Annotated in this window: 24 protein-coding genes and 1 pseudogene; 16 read left to right on the forward strand and 9 right to left on the reverse strand. The window is 30.2% G+C overall.

Going from position 1 to position 22,727, the window contains the following annotated elements:
• Positions 1-49: 49 nt before the first annotated feature.
• The gene (locus tag PG912_RS09710) at positions 50-1,681 is read right to left on the reverse strand and encodes an ABC-F family ATP-binding cassette domain-containing protein (protein WP_275687386.1); all 1,632 of its coding nucleotides are present in this window, start codon (positions 1,679-1,681) and stop codon (positions 50-52) included.
• Between the two features lie 360 nt (positions 1,682-2,041).
• Here PG912_RS09710 and PG912_RS09715 point away from each other — a divergent pair, with 360 nt between their 5' ends.
• The 4 genes from PG912_RS09715 to PG912_RS09730 all read left to right on the forward strand — a co-directional run bounded on the left by PG912_RS09715 (position 2,042) and on the right by PG912_RS09730 (position 4,269).
• A complete protein-coding gene (locus tag PG912_RS09715; RefSeq protein WP_275687387.1) occupies positions 2,042-2,542 on the forward strand; it encodes a Panacea domain-containing protein in 501 nt (166 codons plus the stop codon).
• Positions 2,543-2,556: 14 nt separating this feature from the next.
• Positions 2,557-2,955 (forward strand): hypothetical protein, encoded by a 399-nt coding sequence (locus tag PG912_RS09720; protein ID WP_275687388.1) that lies wholly within the window; start codon positions 2,557-2,559, stop codon positions 2,953-2,955.
• Positions 2,956-3,090: 135 nt separating this feature from the next.
• Positions 3,091-3,828, forward strand: a complete 738-nt coding sequence (locus tag PG912_RS09725) for a tRNA-uridine aminocarboxypropyltransferase (protein WP_275687389.1) — start codon at positions 3,091-3,093, stop codon at positions 3,826-3,828.
• A gap of 69 nt (positions 3,829-3,897) precedes the next feature.
• On the forward strand, positions 3,898-4,269 hold the full coding sequence (locus PG912_RS09730; RefSeq protein ID WP_275687390.1) for a hypothetical protein: 372 nt from the start codon (positions 3,898-3,900) through the stop codon (positions 4,267-4,269).
• Here the strand turns inward: PG912_RS09730 and PG912_RS09735 are convergent.
• The 4 genes from PG912_RS09735 to PG912_RS09750 all read right to left on the reverse strand — a co-directional run bounded on the left by PG912_RS09735 (position 4,266) and on the right by PG912_RS09750 (position 7,035).
• Positions 4,266-4,718, reverse strand: coding sequence for a DUF1569 domain-containing protein (locus PG912_RS09735; protein ID WP_275687391.1), 453 nt, complete (start codon positions 4,716-4,718; stop codon positions 4,266-4,268). The genes PG912_RS09730 and PG912_RS09735 overlap by 4 nt on opposite strands.
• Positions 4,719-4,721: 3 nt before the next feature.
• Entirely contained in the window at positions 4,722-5,387 is a 666-nt protein-coding gene (locus PG912_RS09740; protein ID WP_275687392.1) for a hypothetical protein, read from the reverse strand.
• A gap of 276 nt (positions 5,388-5,663) precedes the next feature.
• Positions 5,664-6,665: a DNA polymerase III subunit delta gene (holA, locus tag PG912_RS09745; protein ID WP_275687393.1), complete on the reverse strand. Its 1,002-nt coding sequence runs from the start codon at positions 6,663-6,665 to the stop codon at positions 5,664-5,666.
• Positions 6,666-6,678: 13 nt separating this feature from the next.
• Positions 6,679-7,035 carry a DUF5763 domain-containing protein gene (locus tag PG912_RS09750; protein WP_275687394.1) on the reverse strand — a complete coding sequence of 119 codons (357 nt, stop codon included), beginning with the start codon at positions 7,033-7,035 and terminating at the stop codon, positions 6,679-6,681.
• Positions 7,036-7,171: 136 nt separating this feature from the next.
• On the opposite strand from PG912_RS09750, the gene PG912_RS09755 reads away from it, so the two are divergent.
• Together PG912_RS09755 and PG912_RS09760 are read left to right on the forward strand one after the other, a co-directional pair.
• The gene (locus PG912_RS09755; protein ID WP_275687395.1) at positions 7,172-7,615 is read left to right on the forward strand and encodes a type I restriction enzyme HsdR N-terminal domain-containing protein; all 444 of its coding nucleotides are present in this window, start codon (positions 7,172-7,174) and stop codon (positions 7,613-7,615) included.
• Between the two features lie 1,309 nt (positions 7,616-8,924).
• Positions 8,925-9,923 carry a glycosyltransferase family 2 protein gene (locus tag PG912_RS09760; RefSeq protein WP_275687396.1) on the forward strand — a complete coding sequence of 333 codons (999 nt, stop codon included), beginning with the start codon at positions 8,925-8,927 and terminating at the stop codon, positions 9,921-9,923.
• A 407-nt stretch (positions 9,924-10,330) separates the two neighbouring features.
• Here the strand turns inward: PG912_RS09760 and PG912_RS09765 are convergent.
• Positions 10,331-10,952 (reverse strand): annotated as a pseudogene (locus PG912_RS09765) (L-threonylcarbamoyladenylate synthase).
• A 127-nt stretch (positions 10,953-11,079) separates the two neighbouring features.
• Here PG912_RS09765 and PG912_RS09770 point away from each other — a divergent pair.
• A complete protein-coding gene (locus tag PG912_RS09770; protein WP_275687397.1) occupies positions 11,080-13,464 on the forward strand; it encodes a TonB-dependent receptor in 2,385 nt (794 codons plus the stop codon).
• Between the two features lie 19 nt (positions 13,465-13,483).
• Positions 13,484-14,068: a Crp/Fnr family transcriptional regulator gene (locus tag PG912_RS09775; protein ID WP_275687398.1), complete on the forward strand. Its 585-nt coding sequence runs from the start codon at positions 13,484-13,486 to the stop codon at positions 14,066-14,068.
• A 70-nt stretch (positions 14,069-14,138) separates the two neighbouring features.
• On the opposite strand, the gene PG912_RS09780 is transcribed toward PG912_RS09775, so the two are convergent.
• Positions 14,139-14,627, reverse strand: coding sequence for an IS1096 element passenger TnpR family protein (locus PG912_RS09780; protein ID WP_275687399.1), 489 nt, complete (start codon positions 14,625-14,627; stop codon positions 14,139-14,141).
• 56 nt (positions 14,628-14,683) lie between these two features.
• Between PG912_RS09780 and PG912_RS09785 the strand changes: the two genes are divergently transcribed.
• The 4 genes from PG912_RS09785 to PG912_RS09800 all read left to right on the forward strand — a co-directional run bounded on the left by PG912_RS09785 (position 14,684) and on the right by PG912_RS09800 (position 17,232).
• Positions 14,684-15,100 carry a PaaI family thioesterase gene (locus PG912_RS09785; RefSeq protein WP_275687400.1) on the forward strand — a complete coding sequence of 139 codons (417 nt, stop codon included), beginning with the start codon at positions 14,684-14,686 and terminating at the stop codon, positions 15,098-15,100.
• Positions 15,101-15,952: an alpha/beta fold hydrolase gene (locus PG912_RS09790; protein ID WP_275687401.1), complete on the forward strand. Its 852-nt coding sequence runs from the start codon at positions 15,101-15,103 to the stop codon at positions 15,950-15,952.
• Positions 15,949-16,995: an isochorismate synthase gene (locus PG912_RS09795; RefSeq protein WP_275687402.1), complete on the forward strand. Its 1,047-nt coding sequence runs from the start codon at positions 15,949-15,951 to the stop codon at positions 16,993-16,995. Before PG912_RS09790 ends, PG912_RS09795 begins: the two co-directional genes overlap by 4 nt.
• Before the next feature lie 102 nt (positions 16,996-17,097).
• On the forward strand, positions 17,098-17,232 hold the full coding sequence (locus PG912_RS09800) for a hypothetical protein (protein ID WP_260586662.1): 135 nt from the start codon (positions 17,098-17,100) through the stop codon (positions 17,230-17,232).
• 139 nt (positions 17,233-17,371) lie between these two features.
• Here PG912_RS09800 and PG912_RS09805 read toward each other — a convergent pair whose 3' ends face one another.
• A complete protein-coding gene (locus PG912_RS09805) occupies positions 17,372-17,749 on the reverse strand; it encodes a PUR family DNA/RNA-binding protein (RefSeq protein WP_260586663.1) in 378 nt (125 codons plus the stop codon).
• Between the two features lie 81 nt (positions 17,750-17,830).
• The gene (locus PG912_RS09810) at positions 17,831-19,585 is read right to left on the reverse strand and encodes an ABC transporter ATP-binding protein (RefSeq protein WP_275687403.1); all 1,755 of its coding nucleotides are present in this window, start codon (positions 19,583-19,585) and stop codon (positions 17,831-17,833) included.
• 163 nt (positions 19,586-19,748) lie between these two features.
• Between PG912_RS09810 and PG912_RS09815 the strand changes: the two genes are divergently transcribed.
• The 4 genes from PG912_RS09815 (at position 19,749) to yajC (ending at position 22,695) form a co-directional block, all read left to right on the forward strand.
• A complete protein-coding gene (locus PG912_RS09815; RefSeq protein WP_275687404.1) occupies positions 19,749-20,849 on the forward strand; it encodes a Glu/Leu/Phe/Val family dehydrogenase in 1,101 nt (366 codons plus the stop codon).
• A 77-nt stretch (positions 20,850-20,926) separates the two neighbouring features.
• Positions 20,927-21,865, forward strand: coding sequence for a transcription antitermination factor NusB (gene nusB / locus PG912_RS09820; RefSeq protein WP_275687405.1), 939 nt, complete (start codon positions 20,927-20,929; stop codon positions 21,863-21,865).
• 42 nt (positions 21,866-21,907) lie between these two features.
• Positions 21,908-22,375, forward strand: coding sequence for a DUF1573 domain-containing protein (locus tag PG912_RS09825; protein WP_275687406.1), 468 nt, complete (start codon positions 21,908-21,910; stop codon positions 22,373-22,375).
• Positions 22,375-22,695: a preprotein translocase subunit YajC gene (yajC, locus tag PG912_RS09830; protein ID WP_260586668.1), complete on the forward strand. Its 321-nt coding sequence runs from the start codon at positions 22,375-22,377 to the stop codon at positions 22,693-22,695. Before PG912_RS09825 ends, yajC begins: the two co-directional genes overlap by 1 nt.
• Positions 22,696-22,727: the final 32 nt, after the last annotated feature.

Genomic DNA, 22,727 nt, shown 5'->3' on the forward strand with positions numbered 1-22,727 from the left:
TCAAAAAAAAGCGAGTGCGGAAAGCGGGAAATTGCTTCAAAAAATAATTTTATAAATCGATTTCTTTTAATGCTTTTATATTATTTCGCTCTAAGAAAGCATCGATAGTTTCGAAATGCTCAATAACACGCTGCTCTTTAAATTCAAATACTTTTTCTGATAATCCTTGTAAGAAATCACGATCGTGAGATACTAAAATTAAGGTTCCGTCGAAATGCAATAACGCTTCTTTTATCACATCTTTAGATCGTAAATCTAGGTGATTGGTAGGCTCATCTAAAATTAACACATTTACAGGTTCTAGCAATAACTTAACCATTGCCAAACGTGTTTTCTCTCCTCCAGAAAGCACTTTTACTTTCTTTTCAATATCATCACCAGCAAACATAAAGCGACCTAAAATGTTCTTTATTTGCGTACGAACATCACCTTCTGCAACCTCATCTACCGTTTGAAAAACGGTTAATTCTGGGTCTAATAATGAGGCTTGATTTTGTGCAAAATACCCAACCTTGGCATTGTGTCCTAAGCCACATTCACCATCAAAATCTATTTCGCCCATAATAGCTTTTATCATGGTTGATTTCCCTTCTCCATTACGCCCTACAAACGATACTTTTTCGCCACGAGCAATTGAAAAATTAGCATCTTCAAAAACAGTTAAATCGCCATATTTTTTTGTTAAGCCTTCTACTTTTACAGGATAATCTCCAGACCGTGGAGATGGTGGAAAACGCAATTTTAACGCTGTAGTATCTACTTCGTCAATTTCAATCGGCACAATTTTCTCTAACATTCGCACACGCGATGCTACTTGATTTGTTTTTGAATAGGTTCCTTTAAAACGCTCTATAAAACCTTTAATATCTTCAATTGTTTTTTGTTGTTCTTGATATGCTTTTATTTGATGTGAACGACGTTCTTTTCTAAGCTCTAAATAATGAGAATAATTCGCTTTATAATCGTGAATCGTTCCCATGGTAACCTCAATAGTTCGGTTGGTTATATTATCGATAAATGCTTTATCGTGCGAAATTACCACTACTGCTTTAGCTTTGTTTAACAAAAAGTTTTCTAACCAAATCACAGATTCGATATCTACGTGATTCGTAGGTTCATCGAGTAAAATTAAATCGGGTTTTTGCAATAAAATTTTAGCCAATTCAATACGCATACGCCAACCACCACTAAATTCGCTTGTTAAACGGTCAAAATCCTCTTGCTTAAATCCTAATCCTTTTAACGCTTTTTCTACCTCAGCTTCGTAATTTACTTCTTCTAAAGCATAATAACTTTCGCCTAAATCAGTAACACGCTCAATAATTTTCATGTATTCTTCCGATTCGTAATCGGTACGTGTTTCTAACTGCTTATTTAATGATTCCATTTCAGATTTCATCTTAAAAACAGCATCAAAAGCTTTAGATGCTTCTGCTCTTACCGTGCAATTATCCTCCATTAATAAATGCTGTGGCAAGTATGCAACTACTGTATCTTTCGGGCTTCTAACTCCGCCTTTACTAGCTTTAGAAACTCCTGCTATAATTTTCATCATAGTTGATTTTCCGGCACCGTTTTTACCCATTAAAGCTATTTTATCATTTTCGTTTATTACAAACGAAACGTCTTTAAATAAGGTTTTTCCACTAAACTCAACCGTTAATTGATCTACAGTAATCATGTATCTATATTTTGAATGGCGAAATTAGCAAAAACTGTGCATAACTTATTAAAAACTTTAAGGAATGCTAGTTATTGATTTTGTTATATTTACAAGAAAAATTGCTAATACTTTATGCTACCCTTTTTTGTAATTGGAATGAATGGAATGAGGTTTTAGGTATAACTAGTTGTGGCAATAATACTTCGGAAACGTTATTTTAAGATAAATCATTACAGATAATTTTATGTTAATTCACTTAATTAATATAATGAAAACTAATTTTATCATTTAATTTTTTGTAAATTTAGAGGGAATTTAAAACCAATAAAAACACAATTTATTTAATCGTATCTTTGCAAACCTTTAAAAATAGAAAAAATGTATAATCCGATAACAATATCAAATTTCTTTATTCAAGAATATGGTAATGATAATAACATTACTCCTATGCGTCTTGTTAAATTGGTTTATTTATCTCACGGTTGGTATTTAGGTTTAACAGGAAAAGCACTTATTGACGAAAATCCAGAAGCTTGGCAATATGGTCCAGTAATACCTACTGTTTATCATTATTATAAAGCATTTAGAAGTAGTCCAATAAAAAACACTACAAATTTCAATAATTATAATTTAGAAATAAATCCAACTGATTTAAAATTTTTACGTTCAGTTTGGAATACATATAAAAACTATTCTGCAGTAGAATTAAGTGCAATGACACATCAAGTTGGAACTCCTTGGTTCATTACTTGGAATAATATGTCTCATAATAAATTTACTTTAGGTCTTAACAATAAACAAATTCCTGATAATTTAATTAAAGAACATTATCAAGAAAAAATAGAATTGTTAAATAAAAAAAAGCAGGAAGTATCATAAATCTTCATTAAATTATGGAATTATCAGAAGAAGATTTAAATAAACTTATTGATGAGACTTTTAAAAGCATTCAAGATTCTAAACAACCTGAAAGAGACGATAATGCCGAAAACACTTCTTTTGCTGAAAAAGAGGAGAAAAACTGGACTTCTCTTGACCAATTAGAAAACGAATATAAGTCTTTAGAAAATAAAAGATATAAAGATGACACTGCACACAGGAAAGTTTTGTCAACTTGGGCAGGAACTTTAGTTTCTTTTTGGTTGGTTTGTGTACTCCTAATTCTGACAAGTAATACAAATAAATTTAAACTTTCTGATTCTGTATTAATTGCACTTTTAGGAACTACAACTTTGAATGTTTTAGGGTTAATGGTTATAGTTTTGAATGATTTATTCAATAAAAGTAAATAATCTTTGCCACATTTAAAAAAATAAAAGTTTCAGTAATGTCAATGAACTTTTGATAATTGCAAACGTACTATTATTGGCAACACCGTATACAATTTATTACTAATTCTAGCCAATTAAAATAAACAGATATTCACCTTGCAAGTAGAAATAAAAAATCCACGAACAAAATGTTACAAATGTATGCGCCCTGCTAGCACTTGTATTTGTAAACATCTTAATTCTTTTCATACCAATACTCGTTTTATTATTTTGATGCATCCGAAGGAATACCGAAAAGAAAAAAGCGGAACAGGGCATATTACGAATCTTCAACTTGAAAATTCAGAAATTATAGTTGGTGTCGATTTTACGAATAATAGCCGGGTAAATGAAATACTTGCTGATAAAGAAAGTAACGCTTTCTTACTGTACCCAGGAAAAGATAATTTTAACTTCTCTACAAGAAAAAGTGCTGAAATAAACTCTTTTATGGGTGATAATCCACACATATTCATTCTCGATGGCACCTGGCCTTGCGCTCGTAAAATGCTTAAACTAAGTACCAATTTACAACAATTAAAAAGAGTCAGTTTTGATAATAAAATAAAATCGAAGTTTATTATTAAGCAACAACCAGCATCTCTTTGCCTTAGTACAATTGAGTCTGTTTACACCGTAATAAACTTACTTAACAAGGGTAATTTAGAAAAATGCGATACAAAAAACTTCCTGCTTCCTTTCGAAAAAATGATAGACCATCAACTCGAATATGCGCTAAACCCAAATAACAAAAACTATAGTGCTACAGCAAATAAAGAGATGATTACCAAAAACATGTACAAGAAAAAAACGGAAAGAAGTGTTATTTTTGAACAAAATAGTTGTAAGTGCTAAAACTGTTATAAAAATATAACTCATAAAAGAATGTACCAGTAATTTTAAAAATACAACTACCAAATAATTATGAATGATATAGTTGCAAGCATCACAATGATTCTTATTTTAGGTTGCCACGCGGCAGCTATTCTCATTGGCTATAAAAAGCAAAAAACTACTTTAATAATTTCTTATTTAAATGCAATTATTGTAGTTAGTTTCTTCATTTTTTGGATCATTGATAACCTTAACGTAAAACAACATAATTTCGGTTTTATAGAATTATTTGCAATAGGTATAGAAGTTTGTGTTTTAATAGCAGCCCTTTATTCTATCAGCGGTTTTTATAATAAAACCGTTGTGAAAGTGATCAATTATATTGGTTTCGGATTTCATTTTTTGTTTACAATAGGAATGTTGTATTTTATGTTAACATTTAAATTCGATACCCTTTTTTAAACGCCAAATTGCGTTAAGTGATGTTCTAAATGTTTGTAAAAAGAATTATTCCATTCTTTAGTAGATAATTTACCAAAAGAGTGTGATTCTTTTCCATCGAAATATTGCTCGCCTAATTCTTGAGTTTTTATTATAAAGGCGATTAAACGCTTTTTTTCTGTTTCAAATTCTCGTTCATCAGTAATTATAAATTGCGGAGCAGTTCTTCCGTTTTTAGCAAAAGGTGTTTCATTTACTACCGCTTTTTTTACGAATGTTTTAAGCATCATTCTAACAAAAACATTTGGCCTTGGATGCTTGCTTGTATAAATCATTTCATAAGCAACACAACAATGCGCTAACATTTCAGCAACGCCCATTTTACCCCAACTAGGTTGACTTGTTGGTGTTAATTGCGCTATTCTATTAATTACTTCGTTCGTAATTTCTTTGTTAAAAATGTTTTTCATTTTTTATGATTTTTTTGCTAATAAAATAATATCTGAAATATGTGCATAAATTACAATCGGCACAATTACACCACCTAATAATATGGTAGGGAAATAAGTAATCGCAGTATTTGGAACCGTATACCCAAAGTTTTTATATAATAATTCTTGTGATAAAAACCCGTTAGTTAAAATGAAAAGAATAAAAATCAATCCTAAAACATTCCATCCTAATAAAAGTTTTTTGTTTACGTTTCCGTATTTCATCCAAAGTAATAATAAAATAGATGTAATCCCTGGAATAATATCAAAATTCCAACCTTTAAAAGTCATTTCCATTGGTAATAATTCTCTTATTGCCAATTCAAACAACAATAATTCTACCGGAAAACGCACAATATGCACAGCGGTACTCCAACGAATATCTCTGTTTTTATAAAATTTATTTCTAATTAAATATACGATAAAAAATGCTGGTGGCGCCATTACCAATGGGAAGGTAGAATATGTATCACCTTCTGTATAATGGTAAACTCCGTTATAGGCAAGTATGCAAATTAATACAGACCAACCTATTATTATCGGTAAAGTTGTCTTTTTTAAGTTGTTCGATTTTACAAATGCGAAAATTGCATAGACTGTTATTAATAAAAACGAAATTGAAATATAAAGTGGTAAATCTGGTGTCATATTTTAATATTTATGTCAAAAATACTACAGCTATTTATAATAAAACTTGCCAATTGACAAGAAAGGGAAATTATATTGAGATAATACGCAATGAATAACATTTAGTTATTATGCGAATCTAAAACAAGTTCAGATTGACGGATATTTTTATAATTGATAACAGGTAATTATCTTTTTCGAAGTTTATCTTTCAAAGTCATTCCGTATTTATTTCTGAATCTTATCATTAAAAAAAATCATAATGAAAAAACCTATTCGTGTTGATAAATGCGGTTTTTAATGCATTATTTTAAATAGTAATTCCTTTAAAATATCTCTATGAGATTGATTAGCTCCTACCCCTTTACTTTTTACATCTGCTTCACGTAATAAAGCGATTACTTGTGATACTTTTCGCATTGGATAATTTTTTGCAGCCGAGCTATAATCGTCTACAAAAAACGGATTCACACCTAAATTTTTAGCTACCGAACCTTTCGATTTATCTTTTAATCCATGATACATTAATAGTTGTGTAAAAAAACTATTTAACAATGAAATAGTCATTACTAACGGGTTACTTTTCGGGTTTTGCGCAAAATAATTGATTATTCTATTTGCCTTAACCACATCTCTTTGCCCTATTGATTTACGCAACTCGAAATTATTAAAATCTTTAGAAATACCGATATTTTCTTCAATATGCTTATCGGTTATAATGCTATCTTTTGGTAAAACAGATGTTAATTTATCTAACTCGTTTGCTATTTTACTTAAATCAACTCCCAAAAACTCTACTAACATCTGAGATGCTTTAGGTTCTATATTGTACTTTTTGCCGCCTAAAACTCTACGAATCCAATCAGAAACTTGATTTTCATATAATTTCTTACTCTCGTAAATCAATCCATTTTTAGCAATTGTTTTATAGGCTTTTTTACGTTTATCTAACTTTTTGTATTTATAATTAAAAACCAAAACCGTAGTTGGTTGCGGATTTGTAGCATAAGCCTCAATCTTATCAATCGTACGACTTAAATCTTGTGCTTCTTTTACAATAATCACCTGGCGATCTGCCATCATCGGGTATCGTTTTGCTGACGAAATAATTTCATCAATCGAAACATCTCGACCATACATTACTACTTGATTAAATCCTTTCTCAGACTCATCAAGTACATTTTTTTCTATATAATCAGAAATTTTATCGATATAATAAGGCTCCTCACCCATTAAGAAATAAACAGGCTTTATGTTTCCTCCTTTTATATCAGCTATAATATTTTTAATTTCGTTCATATAATATTCGCTTTTAGCGATGTTGATAACATCGTCCTCCTCCTTTAACTTTTCTTCTACAAGAACTACCAGATTTTGTTCTTGCTCCACAAGTAGAACTACTATTACTACTTTTTTGATACAAATTTGATGAACGCCTTACTTGTTTTGTATGCTGATAACAATAACCATTTGCGAGTCTTGTTTTATGCTTACACCTCGTTCCTTTTTTGGTATATCCACTACATCGTACACTATTAGACTTTCCTACCGCTTTATTTTGAAAACTATTTGATACACCCAAAAAAGCAGGCTTACATATTTTACATCTTCCTAAACCAATTGTTTTAATTTCTTGCGTACTAACTTTTGCTGATACATTTTCAACCATTCGACAGGTAGCCGTATGAAACTTTTTCCCAGACGGTGTTTTGTAAAAACTTTGCGCTTGTACCTGAATTGCAACAATGAATAAAATGAAAAAGCTAAACCGCACTTTACTAAACTTAAATAATTACTTTTGAGACATGCAAAAACTGAATCTTCCTAACTATACATTCAAGCTCAAAAGTAACGAAAATAAGACGCTTATTTTTGATAAATGGAGAAAAAAATACTTGGTATTAACTCCAGAAGAATGGGTACGTCAACATTTTGTACAGTTTTTAATTGATGAAAAAAAATATCCTGTTTCGTTAATTGCTCTTGAAAAACAACTAACTATAAACAACTTAAAAAAACGCACTGATATTGTTATTTTCTCTTCGGATGGAACGCCAAATATTATTGTAGAATGTAAGGCTCCGAAAATTAAAATAGCACAAGACACTTTCGATCAAATTGCACGCTATAATTTAAAATTAGATGCCAATTACTTAATTGTTACCAACGGATTACAGCATTATTTTTGCAAGCTCGATAAAGAAAATGAAACCTATATTTTTTTAGAAGATATTCCTGATTATAAATAAGTTGCTACTTTGAGTAGCCTCACCGATTAGTTCTCGATACAAAACTCTAAAAAAAGAGTTTCACTCGAACTGACAACACATTAATTATAAACAAACTGCCACTTCGAGTATTTTGAAGAATGAAAAATGTATCGAGAAGTCTAGTTAATTAGTTATCAATACAAAGCTCTAAAAAAGAGTTTTACTCGAACTGACAAAACATTATAAAAAAACAAACTGTCACTTCGAGTATTTTGAAGAATGAAAAATGTATCAAGAAGTCTAGTTAATTAGTTATCAATACAAAGCTCTAAAAAAGAGTTTTACTCGAACTGACAAAACATTATAAAAAAACAAACTGTCACTTCGAGTATTTTGAAGAATGAAAAATGTATCGAGAAGTCTAGTTAATTAGTTATCAATACAAAGCTCTAAAAAAGAGTTTCACTCGAACTAACAAAACATTATAAAAAAACAAACTGTCACTTCGAGTATTTTGAAGAATGAAAAATGTATCGAGAAGTCTAGTTAATTAGTTATCAATACAAAGCTCTAAAAAAGAGTTTTACTCGAACTGACAAAACATTATAAAAAAACAAACTGTCACTTCGAGTATTTTGAAGAATGAAAAATGTATCGAGAAGTCTAGTTAATTAGTTATCAATACAAAGCTCTAAAAAAGAGTTTTACTCGAACTGACAAAACATTATAAAAAAACAAACTGTCACTTCGAGTATTTTGAAGAATGAAAAATGTATCGAGAAGTCTAGTTAATTAGTTATCAATACAAAGCTCTAAAAAAGAGTTTCACTCGAACTAACAAAACATTATAAAAAAACAAACTGTCACTTCGAGTATTTTGAAGAATGAAAAATGTATCGAGAAGTCTAGTTAATTAGTTATCAATACAAAGCTCTAAAAAAGAGTTTCACTCGAACTAACAAAACATTATAAAAAAACAAACTGTTACTTCGAGTATTTTGAAGAATGAAAAATGTATCGAGAAGTCTAGTTAATTAGTTATCAATACAAAGCTCTAAAAAAGAGTTTCACTCGAACTAACAAAACATTATAAAAAAACAAACTGTCACTTCGAGTATTTTGAAGAATGAAAAATGTATCGAGAAGTCTAGTTAATTAGTTCTCGATACAAAACTCTAAAAAAAGAGTTTTACTCGAACTGACAAATATTAATAACAAACAAACTGTTACTTCGAGTATTTTGAAGAATGAAAAAAATGTATCGAGAAGTCTTACTTGTTAATTCTCTATAAAAATAATTTCACTCGATCTTACAAAAAACAAGAACATAAACTGTAAATTCGCTCTCTTGAAAACAGCAATCGTTATATTAAATTGGAATGGTAAAAAATTGTTAGAACAGTTTTTACCATCGATCGTAAATTTTAGCTCGCAAGAAGCCGAAATTTATGTAGCCGACAATGCTTCTACAGATGATTCTATTGAATTTATCAAGCAAAATTATCCTACTGTAAAAATTGTAAAAAACAATATTAACGGCGGTTATGCAAAAGGGTATAATGATGCTTTACAACATATTGATGCCGATATTTATTGTTTAGTAAATTCGGATATTGAAGTTACTAAAAATTGGTTAACACCTATTTTAACTACTTTTAAAACAGCGCTAAACACTGCTATTATTCAGCCTAAAATTTTAGACTTTAAAGACAAATCGAAATTTGAATATGCGGGTGCTGGTGGCGGATTTATAGATTTATATGGCTATCCGTATTGTCGCGGGCGTATTTTTAATCATTTAGAAACCGATAACGGACAATTTAACGATACGACTGATATTTTTTGGGCTTCGGGGGCTTGTTTATTTATTCGCTCTGAGGTGTATCATAAACTAAATGGCTTTGATGAAGATTATTTTGCGCATCAAGAAGAAATCGATTTATGTTGGCGTGCTAAAAACGAAGGTTTTAACATAAAGTATGTGGGGGATTCAACAGTATATCATGTTGGCGGAGCTACATTGGAAGCTATCAACCCTAAAAAAACATACTTAAACTTTAGAAACAGCTTACTAAACGTTGTTAAAAACGTACCTAGAAAATGGTTTTTGTTCGTTGTTTTTTCTCGTTTGATCTTAGACGGAATTGCTGGTGTAAAATTCTTAACAGAGTTAAAACCTCAACACACAATTGCTATCGTAAAAGCGCATTTTAGTTTTTATGCAAACTTCTTTAAGTTTTTAGGAAAAAGAAAAAAACTACAAAAAAAAGCGAATTACAACAAACATACTTCTGTTGTTTGGCAATCTTATGCTTTAGGAAGAACTAAATTTAGCCAGCTGAGATAACTCTTTTTTACTGTTTTTTTTAATGGTTCCTAGGTATTGAATACATCAACCTAAATATTTTTTAAACTTATTTAATAAACAGTTATGATTCACAGGATGTGATTCCGAAATAAATTCGGAATGACGTTAACAAATAAAATCCTGACTAAAAAAACATGTTCTATGTTCTTTTTCTTTCTTTGAAATTTTTATACTCTTGAATCCGTAAAACTGAACTTGTTTCAGGTTCACATAATACAGGCATTCAATATCAAAAGTAAATTAGGAGTGACGTTTACGATACTCGGAAATTCATAAAAAGAGGTAGCCCCGATTGTAGCATTTGTTTGAGCTCCTCGCAGAGAGCGAGTGCGGAAAGCGGGAAATAGCTTCAAATGCTATATAATATATGTAGTTAAAAAAGTTATTTACAAAATATCTAAACTTCCTTTTCCTTCACGGATTACTTCTGGTAAATGGTTTGTTAAATCGATAACTGTAGAGGCGAAATTATCTCCGAAACCACCATCTACAACAACATCAACAATGTTTTGCCACTTCTCGAAAATCAATTCAGGGTCGGTAGTATATTCTATAACCTCATCTTCATCGTGAATAGAGGTTGAAACAATCGGGTTCCCTAAAGCTTCAACAATTGCGCGTGCAATTGCATTATCTGGCACACGAATACCTACGGTTTTACGCTTTTTAAATACTTTTGGCAAGGAGTTACTTCCTGGCAAAATAAAAGTGTATAGCTTCAGGCAACGCTCTTTTTAAAATTTTATAAGTAGCTGTGTCTATTTGTTTTACATAGTCTGATAAATGACTTAGATTATTACAAACAAACGAGAAGTTAGACTTCTCTAACTTTACGCCTTTTATTTTTGCTATTTTTTCTAAAGCTTTTGTATTGGTGATATCGCAGCCTAATCCATAAACAGTATCTGTTGGATAAATTACCAAACCGCCATTTTGCAACACTTTTACAATTTTAGCTATTTCTTTTGGGTTCGGGTTGTCGTTATACAGTTTTATGAATTGCGTCATACTATAAAAGTAATCTTTTGTGAATAAATACTCCTAATTTTTAGTTAAAAAATACGTTATTGATTATCATCAATGAAAAGATAATTGTTATAAAACATCTTTGTATGAAATTAACATTTATTTTATTATGAAAAAAATAAGCAGTATTCTTTTACTTTTATTAAGTTGTTTTTTATACGGACAAAATGGAGTTATCAAGGGCTTGGTTATAGATAAACAGTCTGAACTTCCTCTTATTGGAGCGACAATAGAATTACTAAATTCAAAAACACCTTTAGGCACGACTACCGATATTGATGGTTATTTTACTCTTAAGAACATTCCTTTAGGAAGACAAATTATAAGAGTTAGCTACGTGGGGTACGAAAATAGTACCATACCAGACATTGAAGTAAATTCTGGTAAAGATATTTCTCTTACAATTGCATTAACTGAAAACTTTAATCAACTTAATGAAATAGTTATTACAAGTTCTAACACCAGTAAACTTAAAGCTAGAAATAAATTTACCTCAATATCAGCCCGCCAGTTTGGTATTAAAGAAGTTGGTAGATATGCTGGTGGTAGAAGTGATGTTGCTAGACTTGCTAGTAATTTTGCGGGAGTTGCTGCTCCTAACGACAGTAGAAATGATATTGTAGTTAGAGGAAACTCACCTACCGGATTATTATGGCGTTTAGAAGGTATTCCAATACCAAGCCCTAATCATTTTTCAACCTTAGGTACTACAGGAAGCCCAATATCTGCTCTAAACCCAAATATGCTTAAAAATTCTGACTTTATTACTTCTGCTTTTCCTGCTGAATACGGAAATGCTATTGGTGGTGTTTTTGATTTAGGTTTTAGAAAAGGAAATAAAGACACCAACGAATTTTCTTTTCAAATGGGTGCTTTTTCAGGAATAGAATTAAGTGCTGAAAGGCCTTTTAACAAAAAAAACAATGGTTCTTTTTTAATTGCTGCCAGATATTCTTTAATAGGCTTAATAAATGGTGGTGGCACTAGTGATACTCCTAATTACATGGATGTTTCTTTTAATATAGATTTCGGTAAAAGTAAGTTAGGTGAGTTTTCTTTATTTGGAATTATTGGAGATTCTAGTATTGATTTTTTAGGTAAAGATTACGATAAAGATGATTTATTCTCTGCTCCAGATGAAAACTCTTTTGTTATATCTAATGTAGCACTTGTTGGCTTAAAACATAAATTACAACTTACAAATAATTCTTATTTAAAGACAATTATAGCTGGTACTTTTAATAAAAATGATTACAAAGAAGAACGTATATTAAATCTAAATACACCTTCACAAAGTAATTTAAAATATACAGAAAATATAGATAAGGAGACTCGTCTTATTTTTTCAACAATGTATAACACCAAAATAAATCAAAGACTAACATTAAGAACAGGGTTTTTAGCTGAAAATTTTAATATAGATTATGACAGAAAAGATAGATCGGAACAGCCTGATAACGACAACGATGGTAATCCTGATTTAGTTACTATTAGACAAATTAAAGGTGACTACACCATTTTTCAACCTTATATACAAAGTAAATATAGGCTTTCGAAAAAGTTGATTCTTAATACAGGGTTACATGCAATGTATAGTGATTTAAACGAGCAATTTGTTATTGAGCCTCGTGCATCTATAAACTGGCAATTGCATCCTAAACACGCTCTTAATTTTGGATATGGATTACATCATCAAAACACACCGAGCCCTTTAGTATTTTTAAATAAGAAAATAGATGGTATAAATACACAACCTAATAAAAATCTTGATTTTATTAAAAGTAATCATTTTGTACTTGGATATGATGTAAAAATAGCGCCAAAATGGAGAGGTAAATTAGAATTATATCATCAAACAATTAAAAATGCTGCGGTTGATAAAACTCCATCTAGCTATTCTTCATTAACAGAAGGAGCCGATTTTACTTTTTCTTCGGATAAAACCAATTTAACAAACGCTGGTACAGGAATTAACCAAGGACTTGAACTTACTTTAGAAAAATCATTTAGTAAAGGATATCATGCCTTAATTACAAGCTCAATATTCGATAGTACTTACAAAGGAAGTGACGATATAGAAAGAAATACTCCTTTTAATAACGGTTATGTTTTTAATTTTTTAACAGGAAAAGAGTTTAAATTAGGAGCTAGTAAAAACACGATACTATCAATAGACACTCGTTTTGTTAATGCAGGTGGTAAATATTTTACACCTGTAAATCTTGAAGCTTCAAAAGTTGCTGGTTATCAAATACTAGATAACTCCAATGCGTTTAGCAAGCAATATGACAACTACATGCGCTTAGATTTAAAAATAGGAGTAACTTTTAATAATAAAAAACGGAAAAGTTCTCATAAATTCTATGTTGATCTGCAAAATATTACAGATAAAGAGAATATTTTTGTAAAAAAGTACAACAGAACAACTAACACGATAGAACAAGTAAATCAAGCTGGTTTCTTTCCAGACTTTGGATATCGTTTTCAATTTTAACAACAAAAGTTTACCAACCATGCATAAACAAGTTATTGATTTCTTTAAGCAATTTATCTCTATGAGCGAAGAGTCTTCGAACTTTATCAAAGCTAATACGGTCGTTAAAAAAATAGCTAAAAATGATTTTTTACTAACACAAGGAAAAGTGTGTGATTTTGTTGCTTTTATTAACGAAGGCGCTTTTAGATCTTTTTATAGTGTTGATGGGCAAGAATACAGTAAACAATTTTTCTTTGAGAAAAACTTTTGTACAGATTATAGTAGTTTTCTTACTCAAAAAAATTCACTTAGCTATTTACAAGCTATTGAAGATAGTACTGTAATTATATTTAACAAGAAAGTAGTTGATGAAGCTTATAAAGTTATACCTAACTTTACTGTTTTTGGCAAAAAATTAGCCGAAAACTTGTACATTATTGTTTGTGATATTAAAGCTTCTTTTATCTTAAACACTCCAAAAGAAAGATATGAGAATTTAGTGAAAGAGAGGCCTAAGGTTATACAAAGAATACCACAGTATATGATTGCCTCCTACTTAGGTATTACTCCTGAAGCTTTAAGCCGAATAAGAAAACGTATTTTAAATAACAAAAACATATAATAAAAAGCTCCTTGTTTTAAATAAAACAAGGAGCTTTTTTAATGATTATAAAAATTAAACTAATCCTTCATTAAAAATCGAAATCGTCTATATTTTCAAAACCAGGATAATCATCATTAAACTCATCATCTAAATCATCAGGCATATCTGCCTTAAATTCTTTTTCTGGTGCTTCATCAGGAATTTCACCTACTGTTAAAATTATTTTAGATTCGGTAACTAGTTCGTCAGATTGCTCTACAACTTCCACATAAAACGTCCACATTTGTAAAAAATCATACACATATATCAGTTTATCATTCATACGTGGCAATGTTTCTTTTAAAACACAAGTAGCCATTGAAGCTTCTTCACCTGCTTCTGCCATATCGAATAACGGAATTTCTTCTCCTTGGTTCCAATCTTCATCGGTACGATAAAAAGAAGCCATTTCTTGTCCGTTAAAACCAAACGATTTAGCGATATCGAAATGTAAATCTTCTAATGATTTTACTTCATTAACCACTAATGTTCTAATTACATCTTTTTTGGTATCTAATATTACACGTACTTTATACATTCTATCATTTTTAGTCGCCACAAAAATACGTATTTTTGACTGAAAATTATAGCAAAATGAATAAGCAACAATCTCTCGATATACTTAACGGCTACAATAAAGATACTTTAATGGAAACTCTTAAAATTGAGTTCGTTAATGTTGGTGCTGATTTTTTAACGGCAAAAATGCCTGTAAACGCTAAAGTACACCAACCTTATGGTATTTTACATGGTGGCGCTACCGCTGCTTTAGCCGAAACTGTTGGCAGCTCTGCTTCTGCTTTTTTCTTAAATGATAAAAATAAAATCGTAAAAGGAATCGAACTGAGTATTAATCACCTAAAAAGTAAAAGAGAAGGAGAAGTTTTTGCCACTGCGAAAGCAATTCACCAAGGTAGAACAACGCATTTATGGGAAGTTAAAATTGTAGATGAAGAGGGTAAATTAATTTCTCTATGTAAAATAACTAACATAGTTTTAGATAAGAAGTAAATGAAATTATTTAAGAAAATTTTTAAAATTATAGCGCTATTTTTATTTTTAGCGCTTGTAATTATATATTTCTTATTCTCTAGTTTCTCCGTGCCAAAATCTGACAAAAAAGTAATTAGTAAGTTTATTAATAATAGTATAAAACCTACAATAACACACGAAACCTTTGCGTCTTATAAATACAGAAAGATAACCATACAAAAAGATACTACATTGCCTACATTGGTTTTTGTTCATGGAACCATTGGTTCATCTACCGATTTTATTGAGTATATGACTGATAGTTTGCTGTTAACTAAAACAAATATGGTTTCTTATGACAGAATTGGTTACAATTATAAAGATGCCAATTCGGTACAAGAAAGCATTGCTTTTGAGCGTAATATGCTACACGACATTATTAAAAACTTACATCCTAAAAAAACAATTTTAGTCGGCTATTCTTATGGCGGACCAATTGCTTTAGCGGTAAAAAAAGAGGTAAAGAAAGTTATTTTACTAGCTCCTGCAGTTTATAGTAAAGTAGAACCGATGCCTTGGGCTATTAATTTTTACAAATGGAACGTAACGCGTTGGTTGATTCCTGCGGTTTGGAAAGAGGCTTCTAAAGAGAAAATATCACATAAAAAAGATTTACAGCATTTTGAAAACAACTGGAAATCTTCTCCTAATAAAGTTTTAAGTATTCACGGAACCAATGATTGGATTGTTCCTTTTGAAAACTCTTTGTTCTTACAAAATCAATTTACAAAAGAGCAGTTCGAATTAACTACTCTTAATAATGCAGGACATGGATTAATATGGAGCAACTTTAAAGAAATTAAACAACAATTACTAAATCAATTAGATTGACTATATTTTTAAGCATAGAAAAAGCTCTCGAAAGCAAGCTTCCTTTTGTCGTTTATCGAAAACCAAATACTACATTATTAAAAGGATGGTTTCAAAAAAACGATAATTTATATACTTCGAAAGAGTATACCGAAAGCGGATTTATATTTGCGCCTTTTGATGATAAAAATGCTGCTATTTTACTCCCTAAAGAACATTCTCTTTTTCAGGAAGAAGAAGCCTTATTTAAGATTGATTTAAGTGATGAAAATAATTTTGAGCCTGATTATTCTTCAGAAAAATCACATATCAATTTAGTTGAAAAAGGTATTAAAGCGATTGATGAAAATCAATTTAAAAAAGTTGTTTTATCAAGAAAAGAAGAACTAAAACTCACCGATTTTAACGCTATTAAAACATTTAAAAAGCTACTAGCTAATTACCCAAATGCATTCACTTATATATGGTTTCATCCGAAAGTTGGAACGTGGCTAGGTGCAACGCCAGAAACTTTAGTACAAATTAAAGACAACAATTTTAAAACAATGTCTTTAGCAGGAACACAAGTTTTTAATAACACAACTAATGTTTCTTGGTCTCCAAAAGAAATTGAAGAACAACAATTTGTAACCGATTATATAACAGATAAACTTATAAGTATTTGTAAGAAAACAGTAAAAGGAACTGTAAAAACTATAAAAGCGGGAAACTTATTACATTTAAGAACCTTAATTTCTGGAGAAATGAATTCAGAAAATTCGACTTTAATAAAAAAACTACATCCCACTCCGGCTGTTTGCGGATTGCCTTTAGAAACCTCTAAAGCCTTTATTTTAAAAAACGAAAATTATAACCGAAGTTATTATACTGGTTTTTTAGGCGAATTGAATTTAAAAATTGATACCAAAAACACTTCTGAACTTTTTGTGAACCTTAGGTGTATGGAAATTAAAAACAGCTCAGCTTTTATTTTTATTGGTGGCGGAATTACCAAAGAAAGCAACCCTAAAAGTGAATGGAAAGAAACTATTGCGAAAACAAAAACAATGAAAAAAATATTATAGAGGAAAAACACCCTGTAAAAAAAATATTTTCCTTGTATTTAAACTTACCAATTGACAATAACCATATAATCAACTATATTTAAGCTCATTAAAATTGGTTATATGAGAGAAAAATTACTTAAAAAAAACAATCTTTACTATAAACTTAATAGTAAAGTTGGTAGAATCTTAACACAAGAACAACTAATTGAAACAACATCTAAAACAAGCAACAAAACAAGAGAGCTTGTTAATTAGCATTGTAAAAAATAAAAAGCACCAACCTTTAACAGTTAGTGCTCTTATGTGTAAATTGAATTTGAATTGATTTTTTTAGCTTTAACTTAAATGCAAACTATAGTTTGTATTTAGGTTTTTGCTTACAGTTATCTTCTGCTTAAATATCGTCGAAAGAAACGTCTGTAAAACTTTCAGCTGAAGCTACTTCTTGCTCTTCGCCTGCTGTTTCTTCTTCTTTTTTGTAATCTTTTTGGTGACGTTCACTTATTACTTCAGATCCTTTTTCGTTTACAATAAAATCAGTCGCTTTATTTAGCATCTCTTTAAAGTCAGAAAAATCTTCTTTATATAAGTAAATTTTATGCTTTTGATAATGAAAAGAACCATCATCATGAGTGAATTTTTTACTCTCGGTTACTGTTAAGTAATAGTCATCTGCTTTTGTAGATCTTACGTCAAAAAAATAGGTTCTTCTTCCTGCTCTTAAAACTTGTGAAAAAATTTCTTCTTGCTCTACTCTCTCTCTCTCACTCATAATTCGTTTCTTAAATAATAATTGTTTACTTAAAATTGCTCAACAAATCTAACAAAATAATTGACTTGGCAATACGAAACCTTACATTTCTTTTTCTAAAAGTTGCTGTTCGTACAGCTCTTTATAATAACCTGCTGTTTCTATTAATTGATTATGAACACCTTGCTGAATAATCTTACCTTCATCTAAAATAATAATTTTGTCCGCGTTTTTTGCTGATGAAACTCTGTGACTAATAATAATTGTAGTTTTATCGCTTGATACTTTTTCTAAATTTGAAAGAATTTGTTCTTCGGTTTCTGTATCAACTGCAGACAAACAATCATCAAATATTAAAATTTTAGGATTCTTTATAATAGCTCTTGCAATTGATATTCGTTGCTTTTGTCCTCCCGACAAAGTAACACCTCTCTCACCTAAAATAGTTTTATAACCTTCTTTAAAATCGACTATATTATCATTAATCACCGCATTTTTTGCCGCTGCTATAATTTCTTCTTCAGAAGCGTCTTCCTTTCCGAACTTTATATTATTCTGAATCGTATCAGAAAACAAAAACGGATCTTGTGGCACAAAACCAATTTGCCTTCTTACATCATATAAATTGCACTCCTTAATATTTATCCCGTCAATTAAAACCGCTCCCTCACTTACATCATACAAACGAGAAATTAAATTAATTATTGTTGTTTTTCCACTTCCTGTTTTTCCTAAAATAGCTAGAGTCTCTCCTTTTTTAATTACTAAGCTCACTTTATTTAAAGCCGTAATATTAGTATCTTCATACGTTAAAGACACATCTTTAAATTCAATTTCTCCTGCAACCTCAGTGGTTACATCTGTATTATTTACAATCTCTGGAATCTCTTCTAAAAACTCATTAATTCGTTGTTGCGAAGCTTCCGCTTGCTGCACCATAGAAGTTACCCAACCAACTACTGCTACAGGCCAAGTAAGAATGTTTACATACATTACAAATGCCCCAATTGCTCCTAGTTGAATTTCGCCTGCGATGTATTGTTTACCACCAATATACAATACAATAATATTACTTAACCCAATTAATAAAATCATCAAAGGAAAAAATAAAGCTTGAATTTTATATAACTCTATGTTCTTTTCCTTGCTCTGATCTGCTATTTCATCAAACGACGCAATCACCTCTTGTTCTATCGCATAGGATTTCACCACATTAATTCCCGAGAAAAACTCTTGATTAAATGTTGTTAATTTTGATAAATATTGTTGAACAACTGTACTTCGTTTATTAATTTGTTTACTTAACACAAAAATAGAAACCGACAGAATAGGAAACGGAACCATCGTATATAATGTAAGCTTTGGTGAAATGGCATACATTTGAGAAAACCCAATTGCTAGAGATACCAACATGTTTAAAGAATACATGATTGCTGATCCAAAATACATACGAACCTTAGAAACATCTTCACTAATACGATTCATTAAATCACCCGTTCTATTCTTCTTATAAAAGTTAATAGATAAGCGTTGATATTGCTGATAAATTTCATTTTTTAGGTCAAATTCTATCATTCTCGACATTACAATAATTGTTTGTCGCATTAAAAAAGTAAAAAACCCTCCCAATAAAGTTACTCCGATAATAAGTAATATATTATTTAGTAAAACTGTTTTCACTTCTGACAAATCTGTTACTTTACCTAACTGATAATCTTCAACAACATTTAAAGAATCACCAACAAAATCGGGAATTTTAAGTGTTAAAATCTTTGCTAATACTGTAATTAAGACTCCTAATAATAATCTCCATTTATATTTTATAAAGTATTTATTAAGATATTTTAATGAATTCAATGTGAAAAATGTTTTTTTAGTTAAAATTCAGGGCTAATAACCCTTTGTTGTTAAAGATAACACAATTAAGACCACTTTTTTTGCTTATGTTTTAACGATTTCTTACTTTTGTACTCGAATTTTTGAGATTCTTAAAACACTCTCAAATTAAAAATCAAAACAAATGACATCAGAAATCATTGATACTAAAGACCTTAAGAACGACCCAGTATTTGGTCAGTTATCTTTCGACAATCACGAACAAATCGTTTTTTGTAATGACGAAGATACAGGTTTAAAGGCAATAATTGGTATTCATAATACAACTTTAGGATCTGCTTTAGGAGGTACTAGAATGTGGCAATATACGAATGAATGGGAAGCGCTTAATGACGTATTACGTTTATCTCGTGGAATGACTTATAAATCTGCTATTACAGGATTAAATCTTGGTGGTGGTAAAGCCGTAATTATTGGTGATGCTAAAACTCAAAAAAACGACGCTTTAATGCGTAAGTTTGGAGAGTATGTTAATTCTTTAAGCGGAAGATATATTACAGCAGAAGATATTGGTATGGAAACTCGCGATATGGATGTTATCCGTGAGGTTACACCACACGTAACTGGAGTTTCTGAAGCTATAGGTGGATCTGGAAACCCTTCTCCTGTAACTGCTTATGGTGTTTACATGGGAATGAAAGCTGCTGCAAAATATCGTTTTGGAACAGACAATTTAGAAGGTAAAAAAGTTTTAGTACAAGGTGTTGGTCATGTTGGTGAAACTTTAGTAAAACACATTACTGATGAAGGAGCAAAGGTTATCTTAAATGATATAAACGAAGCTCGTTTAGAAGAATTAAGTAAAAAATACGGTGCAAACGTAGTTTTAGGAAATGATATTTACGGATTAGATGTAGATATTTATGCTCCATGTGCTTTAGGTGCAACAGTAAACGACCAAAGTATTGCGCAATTAAAAGCGAAAGTTATTGCAGGTGCTGCAAATAATCAATTAGCAGACGAATTAAAACACGGTAAATTATTAAGAGAAAAAGGAATTGCTTATGCTCCTGATTTCTTAATTAATGCTGGTGGAATTATAAATGTATATGCAGAAGTTGTTGGTTATGACAAGGCTGAAAGCATTAAAAGAACTGAAAACATCTACAATACTACCTTAGATATTTTCAACTTAGCTGATAAAGAAAGTATCACAACACACCAAGCTGCTTTTAATATTGCACAAGCAAGAATTGATGCTCGTAAAAAAGAGCAAAATAGCTAGATAAAAAACAAAAAAGTTTTACTTTTGCAGAGCGTTAGAAATAGTTTCTATCGCTCTTTTTTTTAAAGTTCTTTAAAATGATTAACAGAAGACATATTCGAGTTAAGGTAATGCAGTCGGTTTATGCAATGCAGCAATCGCAGAGTGATGATATTGTAAAAGAAGAAAAGTTCTTAAAAAACAGCATTCAAAAGATGTATGATTTATATGTTCTAAACCTTCAATTACTGGTTGAAGTTCAGAAATTGGCTCATAAGAGAATGCAACTTTCTAAAAAGAAAATACTCGTTACTAAGGACGATTTAAATCCGAATACGAAATTTATCGACAACAAAATTTTCAGTTTACTAAGTGAAAGCACTAGCTTAGAAGCTTATGTTGAACTTAATAATCTTAATTATTGGGAATTTGACAATGAATATGTACGTATTATTTTAGACGAATTACAAAAAAGTGATTTGTATAAAAAATACATGGATACTGCTGAAGATTCATACAAGGTTGATAAAACTTTTATTATCGATTTTTTTAAAGAAATAATTGCTCCTAATGAAAAACTAGCAGATTATTTTGAAGATAAAATGATTTCATGGGTAGATGATATTCCTTTTGTAAATACTTGGATTGTGAAATCTTTAAATAAACAAAAAGCTCAAAATCCTTTTATTTTAGGAAGTTTATATAAAGACAGTGAAGACAAGCAATTTGTAGGTGATCTATTTACAAAAACAGTTTTACATCAACATAAATATCAAGAAGATATTATTGAAAAAACACCTAACTGGGAAGCTGATAGAATTGCAGATATTGACATGATTATCATAAAAATGTCTATTACCGAATTTTTACATTTTCCATCTATACCAAGCAGAGTTAGTATCAATGAATACATCGAATTAGCAAAAGATTATTCTACCAATAAAAGTGGTTATTTTATAAATGGTGTTTTAGATAAATTATCTAAAGACTACCTCGCAGACAATAAGATGGTTAAAATTGGTAGAGGATTATTATAAAAAATCATTATTTTTACAAAAAATAAATTAAAACATATTAAAATGAAGAAAATAGCCTTAGCAATTGCATTTGTTCTTTCAACAGGAATATTAGTTTCTTGTGGAGATGGAAACGCAGCATCTAAAGTAAAAAAAGAAAACGTAGAAAACGCTGAAAAAAGAGATGTTACTATTAGTGCTGGTTCAGCTTCTATTTCTTTTGACAAAGAAGAATATAATTTCGGAACTGTTAAAGAAGGAGAAATTGTTAAAACTACTTTTATCGTAACAAATACAGGTAAAGGAGATTTAGTAATTACAAATGCACAAGCAACTTGCGGTTGTACGATACCTGTTTGGCCAAAAGAAGCAATTGCTCCTGGAAAAACTGGAGAAATACAAGTAAGTTTCAACACAAACGGAAAACCAAACAAACAATCTAAATCGATAACATTAACTACCAACACAACAAAAGGTAGAGAAATTTTAAAGATTTCAGGTATGGTAACTCCTAAAAATAAAGCAGTATAATGTTTGCAACCATTTTTTTACAAGCAAGTACACAAGAAAGCATCATGAATATGCTTCCTTTTGTTGCAATGATTGGAGTGTTTTACTTTTTGATTATTCGTCCGCAGATGAAACGTCAAAAAAACGAAAAGAAATTTCAAACTACCGTTCAAAAAGGAATTAAAATAATTACTACTAGCGGAATTCACGGTAAAATTGTTGAAATTAATGACAACGATAATACCATTACTGTTGAAACAGGTGCTGGGAAAATAAAATTTGAACGCTCTGCTATTTCAATGGAGTTAAGTAAAAAATACAATACTGAGATTAAGAAATAATTTAAAGTATTTATCATAAAAAAGAGCGCTAA

Source organism: Tenacibaculum retecalamus (genome assembly GCF_027941755.1).
GTDB lineage: Bacteria > Bacteroidota > Bacteroidia > Flavobacteriales > Flavobacteriaceae > Polaribacter > Polaribacter haliotis_B.